The sequence below is a fragment of the Cellulomonas sp. GbtcB1 genome (assembly GCF_019091725.1).
In the GTDB taxonomy this organism is placed as follows: domain Bacteria; phylum Actinomycetota; class Actinomycetes; order Actinomycetales; family Cellulomonadaceae; genus Cellulomonas.
In genome coordinates, this window is the sequence record NZ_JAGXJG010000032.1 from 1 (window position 1) to 17179 (window position 17179).

The 17179-nt window shown below is 69.6% G+C and carries 15 protein-coding genes; 4 read left to right on the forward strand and 11 right to left on the reverse strand.

Features of this window, described 5'->3' with window-relative positions; translation table 11 throughout:
- Positions 1–73 precede the first annotated feature (73 nt).
- Complete coding sequence (locus KVT14_RS12380; protein WP_217615944.1) at positions 74–802, reverse strand: DUF998 domain-containing protein; 729 nt, start codon at positions 800–802, stop codon at positions 74–76.
- Between the two features lie 174 nt (positions 803–976).
- Between KVT14_RS12380 and KVT14_RS12385 the strand changes: the two genes are divergently transcribed.
- The gene (locus KVT14_RS12385) at positions 977–1798 is read left to right on the forward strand and encodes a CPBP family intramembrane glutamic endopeptidase (RefSeq protein WP_308161052.1); all 822 of its coding nucleotides are present in this window, start codon (positions 977–979) and stop codon (positions 1796–1798) included.
- Positions 1799–2695: 897 nt separating this feature from the next.
- On the opposite strand, the gene KVT14_RS12390 is transcribed toward KVT14_RS12385, so the two are convergent.
- Together KVT14_RS12390 and KVT14_RS12395 are read right to left on the reverse strand one after the other, a co-directional pair.
- Positions 2696–3154 (reverse strand): Panacea domain-containing protein, encoded by a 459-nt coding sequence (locus tag KVT14_RS12390; RefSeq protein ID WP_217615945.1) that lies wholly within the window; start codon positions 3152–3154, stop codon positions 2696–2698.
- Entirely contained in the window at positions 3138–4067 is a 930-nt protein-coding gene (locus KVT14_RS12395; protein ID WP_217615946.1) for a GAF domain-containing protein, read from the reverse strand. Before KVT14_RS12395 ends, KVT14_RS12390 begins: the two co-directional genes overlap by 17 nt.
- 692 nt (positions 4068–4759) lie before the next feature.
- On the opposite strand from KVT14_RS12395, the gene KVT14_RS12400 reads away from it, so the two are divergent.
- Together KVT14_RS12400 and KVT14_RS12405 are read left to right on the forward strand one after the other, a co-directional pair.
- A complete protein-coding gene (locus KVT14_RS12400; RefSeq protein ID WP_217615947.1) occupies positions 4760–5383 on the forward strand; it encodes a hypothetical protein in 624 nt (207 codons plus the stop codon).
- Between the two features lie 121 nt (positions 5384–5504).
- Positions 5505–5693, forward strand: a complete 189-nt coding sequence (locus KVT14_RS12405) for a hypothetical protein (protein WP_217615948.1) — start codon at positions 5505–5507, stop codon at positions 5691–5693.
- A 117-nt stretch (positions 5694–5810) separates the two neighbouring features.
- Here KVT14_RS12405 and KVT14_RS12410 read toward each other — a convergent pair whose 3' ends face one another.
- Positions 5811–6638 (reverse strand): TIGR02391 family protein, encoded by an 828-nt coding sequence (locus KVT14_RS12410; RefSeq protein ID WP_217615949.1) that lies wholly within the window; start codon positions 6636–6638, stop codon positions 5811–5813.
- A 476-nt stretch (positions 6639–7114) separates the two neighbouring features.
- Positions 7115–7342 (reverse strand): hypothetical protein, encoded by a 228-nt coding sequence (locus KVT14_RS12415; protein ID WP_217615950.1) that lies wholly within the window; start codon positions 7340–7342, stop codon positions 7115–7117.
- A gap of 304 nt (positions 7343–7646) precedes the next feature.
- On the opposite strand from KVT14_RS12415, the gene KVT14_RS12420 reads away from it, so the two are divergent.
- Positions 7647–8144, forward strand: a complete 498-nt coding sequence (locus tag KVT14_RS12420) for a hypothetical protein (protein ID WP_217615951.1) — start codon at positions 7647–7649, stop codon at positions 8142–8144.
- 210 nt (positions 8145–8354) lie between these two features.
- Here KVT14_RS12420 and KVT14_RS12425 read toward each other — a convergent pair whose 3' ends face one another.
- The 6 genes from KVT14_RS12425 to KVT14_RS12450 all read right to left on the reverse strand — a co-directional run bounded on the left by KVT14_RS12425 (position 8355) and on the right by KVT14_RS12450 (position 17029).
- A complete protein-coding gene (locus tag KVT14_RS12425; RefSeq protein ID WP_217615952.1) occupies positions 8355–9728 on the reverse strand; it encodes a TniQ family protein in 1374 nt (457 codons plus the stop codon).
- Positions 9715–11268 carry a TniQ family protein gene (locus KVT14_RS12430; protein ID WP_217615953.1) on the reverse strand — a complete coding sequence of 518 codons (1554 nt, stop codon included), beginning with the start codon at positions 11266–11268 and terminating at the stop codon, positions 9715–9717. The genes KVT14_RS12425 and KVT14_RS12430 overlap by 14 nt, the downstream gene beginning before the upstream one ends.
- Positions 11265–12410: an AAA family ATPase gene (locus tag KVT14_RS12435; protein WP_217615954.1), complete on the reverse strand. Its 1146-nt coding sequence runs from the start codon at positions 12408–12410 to the stop codon at positions 11265–11267. The genes KVT14_RS12430 and KVT14_RS12435 overlap by 4 nt, the downstream gene beginning before the upstream one ends.
- Positions 12401–14530, reverse strand: a complete 2130-nt coding sequence (locus KVT14_RS12440) for a Mu transposase C-terminal domain-containing protein (RefSeq protein WP_217615955.1) — start codon at positions 14528–14530, stop codon at positions 12401–12403. Before KVT14_RS12440 ends, KVT14_RS12435 begins: the two co-directional genes overlap by 10 nt.
- Positions 14527–15534, reverse strand: coding sequence for a hypothetical protein (locus KVT14_RS12445; protein WP_217615956.1), 1008 nt, complete (start codon positions 15532–15534; stop codon positions 14527–14529). Before KVT14_RS12445 ends, KVT14_RS12440 begins: the two co-directional genes overlap by 4 nt.
- 457 nt (positions 15535–15991) lie before the next feature.
- A complete protein-coding gene (locus KVT14_RS12450; RefSeq protein WP_217615957.1) occupies positions 15992–17029 on the reverse strand; it encodes a LacI family DNA-binding transcriptional regulator in 1038 nt (345 codons plus the stop codon).
- Positions 17030–17179: the final 150 nt, after the last annotated feature.

Consider the following 17179-nt stretch of genomic DNA (forward strand, 5'->3'; position numbering starts at 1 on the left):
AGCCACACCCCAGCCGGAGGTTCTCCTCACGTCAACGGCCCCGCACCGTCACCAACGTCCTGGCCGAGTACATCTAGTCGGCCGCCCGCGCCACCGATACCGCGGACCGCTGCACCGCCTGCCGGTGCCGGCGCAGCAACGGGACGACCACGACGAGGCACAGGCTGGCGGAGGCGGTCTGCGCCCGCTGCCACCACCCGATCCCGGGCGCGCCTGCTCCCAGGTTGTCCGCGAGGGACAGCCCCGCGTTCACGAGGCTGGTCGCCGCGTACAGCAGCACGGGCAACCACCACGCAGGCGAGACGCGCACACCCCGGCGTCGCAGCCCGATCAGCAGCCCGGCGATCACCGCCGCCAGCAGGACCAGCGCCGTGGTCGCCACGAGACTCGTCACCGCGTGCGCGGTCCCGGCGCTCGCCAGCCCGTCGGCTTCGGCGCACCCGGGGTCCACGGACGGGGCGCAGGGCAGCGGGCTGAGCACGTCGGCGACGGTGCCGACGCCGAACAGCAGCACGGGGACCGGTACCAGACGCTCCAGCACGGTGGCGTCCCGCGGCCGGCCCCACCACAGCAGGACCGCGGCGGCGACCGCCGCCACCCCCGCGAGGCCGTCGGTCAGGGCGAACAGCACCCGGGTCGGCTGGTCGACGGCCGCGAGCTCGGACTGGAACGCCACCGCCGGGTCGAGCGGGAACCCCAGCACCGCCTCCCACGGCACACCGGTGTAGGCGATGGCGCCGAGGATCAGCAGCCACCCTGCGACGCGGCACGCGGCACGGCGCGGACCCGACTGCACTCTCATGCTCAGACCATCCCACGTGGGCGCGCCCGGCTCGCGGTGCGGGCGAGGCCGTCTTCGGGCCGATCCTCGGGCGTGCGGCCCGAGGAGACGACGCACGACCCACCGACGAGCTCCACCGCTCGCTCGGGGCGGTGGACGTCTACTCTGCGAGAACGGCGAGCACGAGGAGATGGTGTGTCCCAGGTGACCGAAGAGCGGCTCCGCGTACGGCCGACGGTGTCGATCGGGCTGGCGATCTGGCTGGGTGAGCTCCTACTCGTCCTGGGCGTCCAGGCTGCCGCCGGAGTGCCCTACGACGAGTGGGGTGACAGCGCCGGCAACCTCTTCCTGGGCGCCGGCCTCTCCCTCGTCGTCTCCGCGGTGCTGCTGGGCATCACCGTGACGCTGCTCGGGTGGTGGCGACCTGCCCTGTACGAACGTCACCGGAGCCGGCACCGCTGGATGCTGATCTTCCCCATCCTCGTCGCGGTGGCGGCTGCGATGAACCTGGCCGGCACGGACTGGGGTGCCTACAGCGGGGCGTTCCTCGGCGCGTCGCTGGTCCTCTGCCTGGTCGGGTTCACCGAGGAGATCGTCGACCGCGGCCTGCTGCTGGTCGGGCTGCGCGCACGCCTCGCCGAGGGGTGGGTGTGGTTCCTGACGTCGGCCCTGTTCGGCCTGAGCCACCTGATCAACATCGCGCTGGGCGCCGACGCCGGCGGGACGGTGCTCCAGGTGCTCTTCGCGTTCGCCACCGGCACGGTGTTCTACATCCTGCGCCGCGTGACCGGATCGCTGTGGTGGGCCATGCTGCTCCACGCCCTGTGGGACTTCTCCGTCTTCGCCACCGGCGTCGGCACCGCCGGTGACCTCGCCGCACTCGCCAACGTCCTCGAGACCACCGCCGCGTTCGGCGGCGTCGCATGCGTGGCGATCGTCATCCGCGGGGCACGCGAGCGCGTCGCGCCCGGCGCCGGAGCAGACCCCACTGGAGCAGACGACCCGCCCACCCGATGACCGACCGGACCGGGCTCGGGATCGCCCGGGAGTCGCTGCAGCCTGTGGTGACGCAGGCGGCTGCTCGGGGCGTTTGCCGACGACATCGGCGCCCAGGCCGCGACTGGCGCATCCGTGCTCCTCGCGGCCGGCAGCACGGTCACCGGAGTCGGCGCGCTACTTCCGGCGGCCGCCGCTGCATCCGTCCCGTTTCTCCGGGCGCTCCATACCGCCGGGACCCAGAAGTCTCAGGTCTAGCGTTCGGCGGTCTGGCTGAGCCCGGCACCGGGTCGGACGCGGCGACGCGTGCTCGTTTCGTACGACCCGACTGGCCTCATCAGTCACACCGGTCACAGCGCCGCAGGGCGCCCTTCGTGGGTCGTGTGCGAAGCGACTGATCGCGCCGCCTGTTCTCGGCTCCCGCCGGTCCTCGCCTAGAACGACATGAGCCTCAAGCTGTCTGCAGCCCGAGGTGGTGTCGCATTTCGGAGTGTCGTCCGAGCGCTCGCTCAGCTGTCGGTCACTCCCACCGTGCGGCGATCGAAGTGGGCCTCTGCGCCAGTTCGAGGAGGTGCGTGGCCCGAGTCCGCGGCATCGTGCGATCCGGGAGTGGCTCGACCCGTGGGCGAGCAGGCTGCCGACTACCGCTGCGCGCGACAACGCGACTGGGTGCTACGACGAGCGGTGCCGCTTGTAGCAAGCCCCCGCCCACGCGTGGCCCCATGACCGCTCGGTCGGCCGAGTCCGAGGCAATCTCTCGGCGGGCGAGCAGGACCGTTGGCCTCAGGTGGAACTTCGTGATCATCGCGGTCGCGACTTGAGCGGCGAGCATCCCAGCGATGCCGGCCGTGCGTCTCCCACGGCCTAGTCGGTGTCCGCGATGCGCGCCGTCCGGCCCTGCCGGTGCACGACTGGCAGTCAGTCCTTTGCCGAGAGCAATGCCGTCCTGAAGTGCTCCTGGATCCGGCTCTTCGGGATGACGCGGTCGCACGAGGCTCCGTCGGGTACACCCGCCTCGTGACGTGTCTTGCTCCACGGCGTACCTGGACGGTGCGTGAGTTCGCTCAGCTGGAGTCCGCTGAGCGCCCCGTAGTTGTTGAGCACTGCATCGCAGACGATGCGCTCGTCACGGGTCAGCGACGACGAATCGCCAGGCAGCCAACGGCCCACGCTGTACTCGCGTCGATGCCCACGGAAGAGGTCTCGCGACACCGGGCCGTTGCGCCATGCTTCGAAGTTCTCAGGAAACAACTCTCTGCCGCGCAGCGCCAGAGACCAGCCCTGTGCCATGTAGCAGAGCTTCTGAAGCTTCATGGTCGAGATGCTGGAGTCGAAGTGGTCGACCACGTAGGCCGCGACGTCATCGATCGTTGCCATCGTTCCCTCCCTCCTGACCGTCTGACTCTACCGGCGACAACTGACTCGCGGAGTCGGGCTCGCCGTCGCGCTTCGACTGGTCGAGTTGCGCGAGGGCTGTCCGGACCTCGGGTGCAGTCTCCTCGGCGGCGTCGAACAGGCTCTTCATGCCGATCTCGATGAAGCGCGCGATCGTCATGGCCACTGCCACGTGGTCGCTGGTAAAGGTTGTCTTCGCCGTCGTGTCGATCGTAACCATGCCGCGAGGTCTGCCGTCGACCTTGAGTGGTACGAGCACGAACGACTCCCAAAGCGCTTCGGGATCTCGCTGAACTTGGAACCGAGACTTCTTCGGCTTCTCTACGCATCGCGGGAGGTTGCCCTTCGCGTTGGCGATCGCAGCGCGCCCGTGTTCATCGTCGACGGTGAAGAGGTTGCGGGGCGGGTCGTTGCGGCCCCCGGACTTGATGAGGCGCAGGAACTCCACAGGCCCCGCGTTCCCGTTGCCCTCCGCGTCGTCGTTGCTGTCCAGTTCGTACACGCAGACTCTGGGAGAAGGCAGCGGCATGATCGACTTGGCCTCGCGGATCACTGTCTCGACGAAGGCATCACGCGCGCTGACACCGTTCCGCGCGTCCGGGAGACGACCGAGCGCCAGGATCGTGTCACCGAGGCTGTGGTTGAAGTCGCTGAGCGCCCGCCGCACGGCCGACGCTCTGCGCGTGGACAGCACTCCTTGGACGATGGTGAGCGTCAGCGCGCCCAACGTCGCGATGACGAACAGGTAGAACCACGGACTGTCGAATTGGCCCTCCGTGTCCTCTGATGCCAGGTCCCAGAGAATCGGCGCGCCAGCTGCTAGCCCGCCAGCGAGAACAGGAAGCAACCACTGGAAAACCCACTCGCCGCGGACGCTGTCCCGCCCCTTTGCCACTGCGCCCCCCGACTCGCCGGCAAGGTCGTCTCGCCAAGGACGCCGATGGTAGCGAAACATCGAATGGGGATGAGTCTCGCCACGTCGAGACCGCGCACCGACGAGCCTGCTGGTGGGCTCGAGCCTGTTGAACGACACCTGGACTCCGGTCGAAACTTCACTCGTTCGCAGTACGGCTCCCACGCAAACCGCGAACGGGGAGATGCTCGCGCGGCAGTCGCGCCCAACGGAGGAGCGTGCACCGTGGCTCAGCCGAACGTGCAGGTCGTGCAGAAACGACGGCGGCGGGAAGCTGCAGGTGTGAGGCGAGAACGGCCAGATCCGTCAGAAAGACCCGATCGCGCCAGGAAACGACCTGCGTAGCTCTGAGGACTGACGTCCCGCGACGCGGATCGATACCAGGTCAGATGCTCCGCGAGCTCACCTGATGGACCTGGCTGACCACCGCCGACAGCGGGGGTTCGATCAGCCGCCCTCTGTGGCCGATCCTCAGGCAGTCAAGCCGCGGTCGAGCACAGCGGCCGTGAACGTCCAGCCGTCGCCGGCGACGCCACCCAGTCCTGCAGCTTGACCGCGGGGCCGGGCGCGTGTTGAAAGTGCGTTTAGTGCGTCGGGTCTGGGGCACTGATACAGTCGTTACGAACGAGCCCAGAAGCGTCGAGCTGGGGCTCACACCTCACGAGAGGTTTGCCATGCCCGCTCCCGAGTTCGCACCACCTACGAGTCCAGAGGCCGATGAGCGGCAGACGCTCTCCCGCAGCCAGGCGGCGACCCGGCTGAAGATCAGCATGGGCAGCGTCGACAAGCTAATCTCTGCCGGCATCCTCGGCAGCCTCCCTCTGCAGGCTGCCGTCGTCGAGCACTTCGCGTCCTGGCCCACGCTCACGGTCAGGGCAGGAGAGCTCACGGTGCTTCGCACTGCGCCGCGGGCTCCCGCATACCCCGGCGAGGGTCGAGAGTTCATCGGATACCACGTCGACATGACCGACGAGCAGCTCGCCGCTGCTTCGCTCGGATACTGGCGCTCGGACCCCGACAAAGTCGTCGGGAACGAGCTGTTCGCTGTCACCGTCGCATCGTTCCCGGTTGCGGTCTTCCGCATCACCGAGAAGGTGAAGACGGTGACCCGCGACGGCGAGGACCGCCCGCGTCACCTCTACGCCGGCGACCTGCTCGCGCGGCTCCGACACGGAGCCCAGGTCCAGTGGAGCGCAACGATGCCCGGTCACCTTCGCGACCGCGTTCGCCAGCTCATGCACAGCAGGGTCGTCGCCGAGAGCGGCGGTCCGATCGCCTACCTCGGTCCCGCGCTATAGGACTCCTGCCCGCTCCCAGGTCAGGCGCCGCGAAAGTCGTGCGAGCCGAGTCCAAGCGATTCGGCGCATGTTCGTAGGGCAGTGGCCCACCTAGGTGGTCGGTGACTCGATTGGACCTGCCATGCCTTCCCTCACCTGGCTCAACGTGCTGGACGACCTCGCCGACACCCCGGCCTGGTTGAAGTGCACCGTCGTGCTCGTCGTGCTCGCCGTCTGGGCGGCGATCCGGCTGGGCGCCGCGTTCCACACCCCCACCAACCTACGAGTGGCCCGACTGAAGCGACGCGGCATGCACAGACGAGAGCGCTGAGCCTCGCCGCTGCGGAACCACCCCTGGAGTGTGCCGCCCGGTGCTGCGAGTGCGGACTACGTTTCACGTGCAGACGTGGAGCGCCCCTCGATCCCAGCACGCAGCGGGGCGAGGTGACTACGAGGGAGTCACAGTGTGCACTTCGCACTGCTCAAGCAAGCGTGCGAGAACACTGAGAGTCGCGAGGTACTCGAGCGCGACCTGCTCGCTCAGTTCGGTTTGCTCATGAGTGGCGGGGTTGCGGATCACCATGTTCGTTCCGGGCGCGAACTGCCGAAGGCCGTCGAGCATCGTGGTGACGTCGCGGTCGTCCGGCGCACCGGGCCAACGCAGACGCGGCTTGCCCGGCTCGGGGTCGGTCTTCGTGAACGCCTGTTGCCACAGAGAGGTGTCCGGGGCGTCGTTCCGCCCAGTCAGCTGCTTCATCTGACTGTTGACGGCTTCGGCCGCGGCCGCCACGGCGGGACGGAAGTGTCCGTCGTTCCACAGGCGCTGCGCGGGTGCCCACACCAGAGGGTGCAACTGGATCGGCGACAGCGCCGGGCTCTCCAACGCCTGGGCGCGACGCAGCAGCGCCTCGAGGCGCCCCGCCGCCTGATCCACGCAGGAACGCACGTTCACGGGCTCCAGAACCGGCTTCGGCTGACGGATCGTGTTCCAGTTCACGAACGGGTCGACTGGTCCTATGCCCTGGACGTTGATCCTCACCTCGGTGATGTTCGCCAACTCCATCAGCGTCCCGACCGTGCGGTCGAGCTTCCGTGTGACCGCAGCGATCTCGTCGGCGTCGACGCCGTCTGCTGGGAACACCGCCGGCATGATGCCGCGACCACCGAAGCCGCTCGACTCGACGTGCATGGTCATGAACTCTTCGAACAACGACGAGAACGCGTCGAGCTGGGACTGCAGGTAGGTCAGGTAGTCAACGCTGTTCTTCGGATCCACCCGTTCATGCTGACACCTCACCCCGGAGGCCGTGGTCAGATTCGACGGGGCCGCGCAGCTTGGCCCAACCCGAGATCACGTCTGCGCGACCGCCATGCCCGCTCGCAGTCCCCGACGCCTTCATCTCTGACGCGCGCCCGCTGCAGGACGTCGCGGTCGAGGACGTGAACTCCGCGAGCAGCGGATACGTCGATAGGCGTCTCGGCATCGACTTCGAACTGTCGACCACAGGTCGGTGGGCCGGGGCTCTCAGCGATGCCCAGCGCATGCCACACGTTGCCTCCGTCGATTCCACATCCGAACGCGTCACCATGCACCCTGCACGTGCGCGCATCACCTTCCGCGTACGCACGAAGGGTGACCCTCCGCCACTCCAGCCCGCGCACGCAACGTTGGCCTGGTCTCCCGCATAGGAGAGCCCGAATCGGAAGCGCAAGGCTGCTCGCGACCTCCGACTAGACAGGACGTTCTCGCGTTCAGTGACGCTCTCGGAGCGCTCGCACCACACGGCTGAAGTTGTCCGCGAGGCGTCCGCGCGGCTGGTCCAGCCTCCTCAGGACGTCCAGCGCCAAGACCACCAAGCCGCACACGAGCACGACCCCGAACGCCACGAGTGCGGGTCCTGCTAGTGAGTTCATGCCCCCGGTCACCAGAACGCAGATGGCCGATCCGCTTCCCACGGCGGCAAAGGTCTTCTTGATCATGCTTCCTCCAGCGTGCGGCGAACGATGACTACTGGGTCGGTGCCGTCGCTGCGGAGTTTGAACGCGGGGGTGCCACGGCCCAGCGGCGAGAGACCGTCGGAAGATGCGCCCGACGCGCAATCACGTGCACGGGCCGTCAGTCGGAGCACGGCGACGCTGCCGTTGGAGAGCCTCGGATGAACGCCGCCGCCGCGGGCGCGAAGACGGCGGCCGGGAGTGACTCACCGCGACACACGCCGCGGTTCCGGCGGGGAACCGGGCAGAACTCCAGTTGCCGCGGCCGTGGCAGGTGTATGAAGGCCCCATGGATGCGAGCGCGGCTGTGGAGGACGCCCTCGAGTCGACGTGCGCGCTGGTGACAGCCGCGCACCCGATGCGGTTCGAGCCCCGCCGGTCGTTGGCGTTGCTGCTGCACGCCGGCCTCGGCGGTGAAGCGCCTGTGTACGTGCAGGCACTGTTGGAGGCCGCGTCGTTCGGGACGGTGAGCGGCACGATTCGTGCGTGGTCGCCGCGGTGGCTGCTGGAGGTCCGGGCGGACAAGCTACCCGCCCGCAACCACGACACCGCAACGGCCGGCATCACGACGCGCACGTTCGCGCGCAGCGCGTTGCGCTCCGTGGTGATGACCAGCCGAGGGTGGAAGACGGACGAGTACCAGGCCCCTGGCGCGCCTCCGGGGGCCGTCCTCTCTCTCGGGTACGACGACATGGAGGACCACGTCGTGCTGGGAGCGAACGACTGGGAGCCCGACTTCACTGCGCTGCATCGCACGCTGCTCGAGGATCTCACTCGACGGCCCTGAAGCACCGGCGTCGCAAGCGCGCCGCGCGTGGCCACGAGACGCTCTCGTGGCCGGGGCAGGGGCGTATTAGGGAAGTCAGGCAATCTCTGGAAGCACTTAAGCGAGTCGGGCAGACCGGACTGCGCATCTCGAGTTCCTCTGCCACCGGAACGACAGCGAGGGCCGCCGGACTTCGGTCCGGTGGCCCGTCTTGCTGTCAGCTCGTCAGAGCTAGTCGCGCGCCGCGAGCCCTCGGTCCTCGATGTGCGCGCACGCGCGGAGCGCGGCAACGCCGCGCACGAGATCGTGGGGTCGTGTCGCTACCGGTGACGCACCGTTCAGCGCCGCGGCGTACGCCTGCGCGGCACTAGTGAGCTCGCTCCGTGCGGGATCACCGAGCCGGTAGAGGACGTGCCGGACGGTGCGGGCCGCGTAGTCGCCGTCAAGGCCGAGGGCACGTCCGGCGGTGTGCCACGTGCCGGCGCCGGCGAGTCTCGCCACGGCGAGGGACACGACCACGCGGCGGAACGTCACGTCGGGCACCGCGACGTCCCGCCACCGAGGCGGCAGCCAGCGCGGGTCTGCGAGAGTCGGGATGCGATCCATCGGGACCGCCACGAGCGGCAGTGCCTGGTCCTGACTGCGAGCCAGCCTGGAGTGCACTCGGCCGCTGCGTCGAAGCCACATGCGGGCGACCGGAGCAAGGGGCGAGCTCCGCGGGAAGACGTTCCAGATCGCCGCTTCCCCCAGCCCTGAACGCTCGGCGAACAGGGCTCCGAGCGCATCAGCGGCGGTCGACATGCTCTCGGCAGTCAGGATCGGTGCCGCCCGGGTGACGACCTCAGCCATCGTGGCCGGGTCGGTAGGCGGCACGAGGAACGGCCGGCGCGCCCACGGTCGCATGCCGGTGCCGCGTGCCGAGGCCGCGCCGGCAGCACGCCACGCGGCGAGCCTTTCGCGACCGCCGGTGACCGAGCCCCACAGCGGCTCGGGCCGTCCCTCGGTCGCACCGTCGAGCTGGCGTTGGAGGTCGGTGAGGCCGTCGCCCACAGCCGGCCCGGGCGGCGAGTCACGCCACGAGTGACCGCAAGCGCACCGCTCCGGTGTGCACCCCTGCGAGCGGCTGGAGGCTCGCGCCACCAGGTCTGGGCGACGGCCGCAGTGCGAGCACGCCCCGGAGAGCAGCACGTGGTGGGATGCGCACATGAACGCCCACGGCAGCTGCCAGGCGTTCAGCCAGGGGCGTCCTTCGTCGAGGCATGGTGCGCAGTAGCGGGTCCCGGACAGGAACAGCCACTGTCCGCGTTGCACCGTCCGGTGCGCTACGTCGGCGTGTGTGCCGGTCAGGGCGCCCAGATCCAGACCTGCGAAGTGCCGGAGGAGAGTTGCCTCGAGCTGCTCGCGCTCGATGCCCAGCTCTCGTGACACGTCCCGCACGTGCCAATCGGGCAAAGCGAGGTGCACGTACCGGACGGTGCGCCCGGCAGACCGCAGCCGCAGATGGGCGTACAGCGAGTGGGGGTCGGTCTCGATGAGCGCCGCGATGCGGTGGAGGTAGCCAGCGAACGCCTCACCGTGCGCTGGCGTGGCGTCAAGCGGCAGCATCGCGGGGTTCGCGTTCTGCGAGAGGCTCCCAGGACTTCCACAACGTCGCGATGGTCCCCGCCGAACCTACGGCTTCGTCGATTCGGTCACGGTAGTCGGGTGCCTTGTGTGTCCGGGGCATGATCGACGAGGGCAGCGCGTGCACGTACTGGCAGGCCCAGCGATCCATCAGCCACTGCAGGATCGCGCTGGTCGGGAACTCGGCCAGGGCAGGCCACCTGTTCGTGGCGGCTGCGAGGACCCTCGGGTCGTGCTCGACCTGGTGCGCTCGGCGCTGGAAGTCGACGCCGCTGCTCGCCATCGTGGTGCGCGTCCGGTCGATGGCGGTCCAGAACGAATCGGCGTGACCGGTGTCCTCGATGTGCTTCAGCGCGTTCCCGGCCTTGGCGGCGACGTGCGCCGGCAGTCGCAGGGGTGCACCGATGCGGGCCCATCTGGGAGTTCCCGCGGGTGCGGCCGCGCTCAGCGCGGCGAACATTCGTGCGCGGTCGTATCCGACGTGATGGAGGAAGTCAGACAGCCCGTGGTTGAACTCGGACAACGGCACGACCTGCGGCATCCAACCGGTGCCGCCCTCCATCCCTGGCTGGGGGATCCTTAGCGAGGGGCGGGCGGCGGCGCAGGCGGAGCTGATCGCTTCGGTGACCGCGTCCGTGTCGTCAGGGCTCAGCGGGTGGTACGAGGGGCCACGCTGAGGGGCGCGACCCCGAGCGCGCTGCTGGTGCACCGCACGCAGCAGGGTCGGGTGGGATGCCGGGTCCGTGCTGGTGGTGAGGTCGAGGGCGTCCGACAGGAGCGCCCCGAGCGCGTGCCCGTCGGCGGCGACGTAGTTGCCCGCCAGGTACGGCCGGTCAGACACCGCCCGGTGCAGGTACTCGGTCCACCGCAGCAGCGTGCGGCAGGTGCCGGCTGCGTCGGCCTCGGTGGTCGCACGCTCCAGGAGCCGGTTGATGCGCTCCTGGGTGTGGAGGTGCACGACGTCCGGGCGTGGGCCGAGCAGGTCGGTAGCGTGCGCGCAGGAACTCACGTGCGAGCTGCCGTGACGCAGCTGGGTGCTGTCCCCGTCGTCCTCGGTGAGAACGGTGTCTGGCGCGACGCCCGTGCCGCAGGAGGGGCAGCGGGCCAAGACGTATCGGCGGTGATCGAGGCACACGGCGACGAGGCCGGTCTTCCACCACAGGTCCCAGTGGCCGTGCTGGATGCAGACGGGGCAGTAGACGCCGCCGGTGAGCAGGGCAGGCGCTGAGGAGGTGGCCCCTGCTGTCCCGGTGCGGTGCTCGAACCCGAACAGCCCGGTGGTGAACCGGGCCAGGGTCATCTCGGAGAGCACCTGTTCCTCGACACCGAGGAGGTGCGCGAGCGCGCGCACGCTGTCCTCGGGCGGGAAGCCGGACAGCCCGCGGGTGCTGACGCGACCGGACGCGGCAGCGCCCGCCGCGAGAAGCAGGTCTCGCGGCGGGCGCTGCAGGTGTCCGCCGATCCGCAGCAGGTAGCCACCGAGCTGCTCCCGGGGGCGCGGATCGATCCGGACGGCGATCACGGGGCCGAGGACTTCCGGCGCTGGGTGGTCTTGGACGAGCGGGGCGCGTCCTGGGCGCGCATCGCGTCGGCCGGGTTCTTCGGCATGTTCGCGCGGTGGACGGGGGCCCCGTTGGCGGTCCGCTGCGCCGTGCGCGTCGTCGCGACGCCCTTGCGGATCGCGTCGGCGTAGGTGCCGCCGCTGGAGCGGATCGTCGAGACGGCCGCGGCCTTCAGCAGCGTGTACGTCCCGCCGAACAGGCCCTGGGTGACGTCGTAGACGTCACCCAGCAGGCCGGTGTCCGTGAGCGTCGCCTGGACGTCGTCGTCGGGCAAGTGGAACTGCCCGACGAGGGACGCGGTCACCTGCTGCCACGCCTTGTGCTGGTCGGCCTCGCTGGCACCCAGGTCCGCGCGGACCAAGTCGGCGCGGCGGGCGATCTGCTGCACCGACGAACCCATGCCACGGGCCGCGCCGTTGAGCAGAGCGCTCTTGCTCATCGGGTTCAGACCGATGAACACCAGCGTCACCGGCAGACCGGTCAGCAGGTTCTTGAGCCCGTCGACGGTCTTGCCCTCCGGGGAGGAGCGCAGGTTGTGGGCGTCGTCGATGACGATGCCCTCGACGCCGAGCTTGGGGAGCATCGACCGCAGGTGCGCGACCTTGGCCTGGGCGGTGTCCCGCGATCGGGGCACCAGGCCGGCGTGGATCTCGATGGCCTCGGCGATGTCCTTGTAGCCGTAGCCGGCGCCGATCTCGACGTACAGCCACGGCATGTGGATGTACGGCCCGAGCAGCGACCCCTTCTCCGCGATCGCGCGGCGCTGACGGCGCAGGACCTCGAACATCGTGGCGGTCGTCTTGCCGTAGGTGGCCTGGCCCTCGAGGATCAGGGTGCGTCGCTCGAGCGGGTTGACGGCGTTCTCGGTGACGAGGTCGTCGATCCGGCGCCGCATCCGCAGGCCCAGCACGGTCGTGACCGACGGCGTGGCCCGGGTGCACGCCAGCGCCGCGGACGTGGACGTCGTGTTCGGGTCGTCCAGGACGCAGGTGCCGGCGTGCCCCTCGGCACCGTGGTGCCGGGCGCGGGCGTCGATGGCGGCGGCGACCCGGTCCCAGTTCTCCCGGTCGGACCACAGGCTGCCCGTCTGGTTCAGTTCCATGTCATCACGCTCCCGGCGTTGGCGATGTCCTCATCGAAGGCATCGTTGTCGTTGTCCTCGACGTCGAAGTTGGGGTCGACGAACTGGGGCAGCTCGTCACGCTCCCAGGTGGTGGAGGGGTCGGGCGCGAGCATGGCGATGCTGAGGCGGGCGCGGTCACGCTCGGCGAGCAGCAGGCGCTCGAGGTTGAGCCCGAGCTTGCGCTTGAGCTTGCGCTCCTGGTCCTTGCGCTCGTTCTGCAGGAGCTTGGCCTCGGTGAGGTCGATCTGCTGGATGGCGCTCGTGAACTGCTTGAGCTGGTTGGTCCACGACGTCGTGCGCATCGACTCCCCGAGCGGCACCTGGGAGCCGATCTGGGTGCCGTAGTCCCGCACCGTCATCCAGGTCCCGCTGGTCGGGTGCTGCACGTAGATGCGGGTCGGGTCGTACGGGTCCCAGCAGACCCGCAGGTGCGGGCTCCGAGGACCGCGGATCCGGTCGCGCAGCTCGGTCAGCGCGGGACCGTCGTAGCGGATTCCGTTGACGTCGATACCCTCGTCGTCCGCGCGGCACAGGCGGCTGGGCAGGAAGTCGAACGCGGTTCCCGGGCGCGCCAGGACGTGCGGGGCGCCGCCGTTCGCGATGTACAGGGCGTACGCCTCGTTCGGGCTGATCCGGCGGCTGGGGTTGGCGGGGTCGCGCAGGCTCTCGTGCGGCCCCTGGTGGTAGAGCGCGTCGATGCGGTACTGCAGCGCCGCCTCCAGCTCGGCGATCGTGAACAGGGCCTGGTCCTCGGCGTGGCGCCCGCGGTGCTGCGTGCGGGCGCCGGTGTCCCCGGGGAACTGCTGGGACCAGAACTTCAGCCGGTTGTGGAACGACTCGACCACGCCCTTGTGGTGCCCCTTGCGGGGGGCGGCGAACACCGTGTGGATGCCGGCGCGCGTGGCGACCAGGGAGACCAGCTTGGAGTCGAACTGCGCTCCGTGGTCCATCATGATCGCGTCCACGCTCCGACCGGTGACGGGGGTGCCCTCCATGGTCGTCGGGGTGGACTCGGCGGGGATCTCGAGGACCTCCGGGGCGCCCTCCCACCAGTGGTCGGTCAGGGCGTGCCGGCCGCTGTTGATCGTCGGGGGCATGAGCATCCGGCCGATCGCGATCGAGATGTCCCGGGCGGTGTGCGGCGCGGGCACCAGCATGAACGCCCGAACTCGGCGGTCGTACGCGTCCATGATGGTGATCGCGTCGACCGTGACCCACCCGGTCACCGGGTTCCACGCCTTCGCGTCGAGCGTCGCGACGTCCATGTGGCAGAACTCGCCGGGCCGGGTGACGATCCGGCGGCCGTAGAACCCATCGGGCCGGCTGGACTGGTTGTGACGCACACCGGCGGGCTTGTCGATCCGGTACTTCGCCCCCTCGACGTCCAGGATGGTGCGGAGCGTCGCCTTCGGGATGCCGTCGAGGTCGACCCCGCTGTCCAGGAGCCGCGAGCGGAACAGGGCGAGCTGGTTCTTCTTGCTCGTGGTGCTGCGGGTGTTCGCACCGAGCTCGAGGACGAGGTCGTGAGCGGCAGCCATGATGACGTCGGCCTCCGCGAGGCGGGCGATGGTGTTGAACTTCGCGAGCTTGGACTCGTGGATCAGACCCTCGACGCCACGGTCCTCGAACTTCCGCAGCAGCCGGTACAGCCCGGACTGCGACGCGGCGCCCCCGGTCGGGCGGCCGCGCATCTCCTTGACTTTGGCGGTGATGCGCTCACGCTGGCTGGTGACCGCCGGGTCGTACTCGGTCCGGGGGACGTACCCGGGCCGGGCGTCCCAGACCATGCCGCCGGGGTCACCGTGCAGGACCTCGAGCAGGTCGGCGGTCAGCTGCTTGAGCTTCGCGCGCTCGACGTCGTCCAGGTACGGGAACCGGGTGTCCCGGGTGAACTCGTAGTACGAGCCGGTCGGCTCGACCGGGACCAGGTCCTGGGCCTGCTGGAGGAACTCGTCGTAGGGCTCGCGGTGGCGCTCACCGCCGCGGTCGACCACGACGTTCAGCTGCCCGTCGTGGAACTCCCAGCGCACGATGGTGAACGCGTCGTCCGCGCCGGTCATGCGTGTGCCCACGGTCAGGGGCACTCGGGTGGCGGTCATCGGGCCACCTCCCAGGCGATGCGCTTGGTCGGCGCGGGCTGGTCGAGCAGCACGGTGGTGTCGTCGAGCAGCCGGTCGAGGTCGAACCCGGCCCGGCGGTGCCAGAGCCGGGCGCAGGCGTTCTGCCAGCCGCGGGTGCCGCCACCCTCGGCCTGCACGAGGCCCCACATGGTGCGGGGCAGGGGGATGTCGCCCCACTCCTCGACGCGGACGTCGCGCAGCTCGTGCCGGAACGCGGACAGGAACCGCAGGTTCCGCTCGCGGGCGACACTGATGTTGTCCAGGCCGACCGAGAACGTCCAGCCCAGGAGCTCGCAGGTGCGGGCGGTCAACTCGTACACCGCCGCACGGACCGGGTCCATCCGCACCTGCGCGGCCACGTCGACCACCTCGATGCACCCACCGCGCCGGACGCCGAAGTCCGGGTAGTGGTAGACGACCCGGCCCGTGGGCAGGTTCCACGCGAACTGGAGGAACTGGGTGTTGACGTCGTGGTGTCCCTCCCAGTCCAGCTCGCGCAGGTGGTTCTCCTCGTTGCGCGACCCGGCCCACACGGCGTGGTTGCCGTCCGGGTTGCGGAACACGTACTTGGAGATCCGGTTGGGCATGGACTCGTAGGACGCCGGCCGCAGGACCGAGTCGAACTCACGCAACGGGGTGCGCTCGATCTCGGAAGCCTGGATGGGTCGGACGTCGCGGTCCTGCCGGACGAGCATCACCGCGGTGGACGCGATCGCGTCCAGGTCGGTCGGCCGGTCCCGCCACATCGTCACGAGCTCGTGGCGCGAGCCCGCCTGGGACTCCTGGGGGACGTAGAGGTTGCGCCGGCCCTTGCGGGGCCCCACGAACGGGCGCTGCTCGTACGTGGGGTGCGTGATGCTCGCGTTGCCGACGGGCCCGGTGGGGTTCGTCGGCGCCGGGGCGATGCTGGTGATGGTCTGGCCCTCGACGGTCGCGGTGCCGACGCGCGGCGTGTTGGTGACCGTGTCAGTGGTTCTGGGCATAATGATCATGCCCTCCTTCCGAGTCGCATTCGGACGGGCGGTAGTGGGTCGTTGGAGCGACCCCGTGGGGACCCCTGTTGACGTGCCGTTGGAGCGGCACCCGGCAGGGGTTCCCGTCTTCAATTCTCATCCGCGTCCCGAGCTTGGAGTCTCGCGAACCGGTGAGTCAGGTCTACTCGCCACACCGAGGCGTCGTCAACCCTTGTCGGGTAGCGCTACCCGGCCTCGACGGGTCCCGACTTGCGTGCATATTATGGCATTCTGTATAGACGCTGAGTCATCATCGTCCCAGTTCAGGGGCGCTACCCAGCGAACGGAGCCGCGAAGGGTCGGGGCGGCAATATCGCCGCAAGTTAGCGCTATCAGGATTGCAGCGACCCGGATGTGGACCACTGGGTCACGCACCTCGGAAATCCATCCTTGAGACGAATGCGGGCGCCGCCTGCTGGTTTACCTGCTAGTGGGCACCGTCGAGCTTCGACACAGAAGCGACCGGGCGCAGAGGCAGGGCCATCCGCTGGACCGTGACGACTCCGACCTGTTCCGGCGCCGCGTATCGAGCGGCGACTTCGGACGCATCCCGCCACGGCGTGAGAATTCGGGTGAGCGCCCCACCATGTGTAGGCGTGTTGGTGTCACCGCACACGGCGACCGCTACGTCCGCGGGGACCGCGAGACCGGCGCCGCGCGTCGCGTCGAGAACCTCGGACACGTCGGACGGCGACACCACGATGATCACGTCCGGCCGCTCGTCCGCCCGGGACAGCAGGGCAGCCGTCTCTGCGGCCGCAGACGCGCGGCGCTCGCCGCTGCAGCGAACTCGGTCCGCCTCGACCGCAAGACCGTGCTGCTCGAACCCTTCGATGAGGCCGTGGGAGCGTGCGTCGTGCACCGGGTTGCTTGGAGATCCAGCGAGGATCGCTGGCCGCCTGTACCCGGAGGCGACGAGCACGGCCGTTAGGGACCGTGCGCCTTCACGCTCGTCCAGCGTCACGGCGCTGACGCCCTCGAGCTCGAAGCCCAGGGTGCACACCACGCAGCCGCTGCGCGTGAGCGCATCGACCGCAGTGCGCAGCCCCGGGACGTGGCCGGGGTCGCTGCCGTCGACTGCAGCGATCACCAGTCCTCGGACGCGGAGGCGGTGCATGTCGCGCACCCGCGCCACGAGCTGATCACGGTCGCCGCCCGCGGACATCATCGAGACGCTCAGGCCACGTGCGGACGCCTCCGCTGCGACTCCGTCGTAGACGGCGGTCGTGATCTGCGAGTCGTGGGTGTCGGTGATGATGAGGCCCAGGGTGCTCGTACGTCCACGCGCGATCGCCTGTGCCGACGCGTCCGGGACGTAGCCGAGCCGCTCGGCGACCTGGACCACGCGCTGCTGGTTGGGGGTGCGCCGGCGCTGATCGGCACCTCCGTTGACGGCGCGGGAGGCAGTCATCAGCGACACGCCTGCCGCACGGGCGACGTCACTGAGGGTCACTTTCCCGGTCACAGTGCGGACGCTACCGGCGCGGTCGACATCGCGTCACGCACGCCTCGACCCGCTGCCCCGTCCGCCGCCGGGCCGCACGCTAGCGTGCGAACGCGCTGTTCAGCGGCCGATCGGGACGCCACCACGACGACCGACGTGCATCGCGCGCTC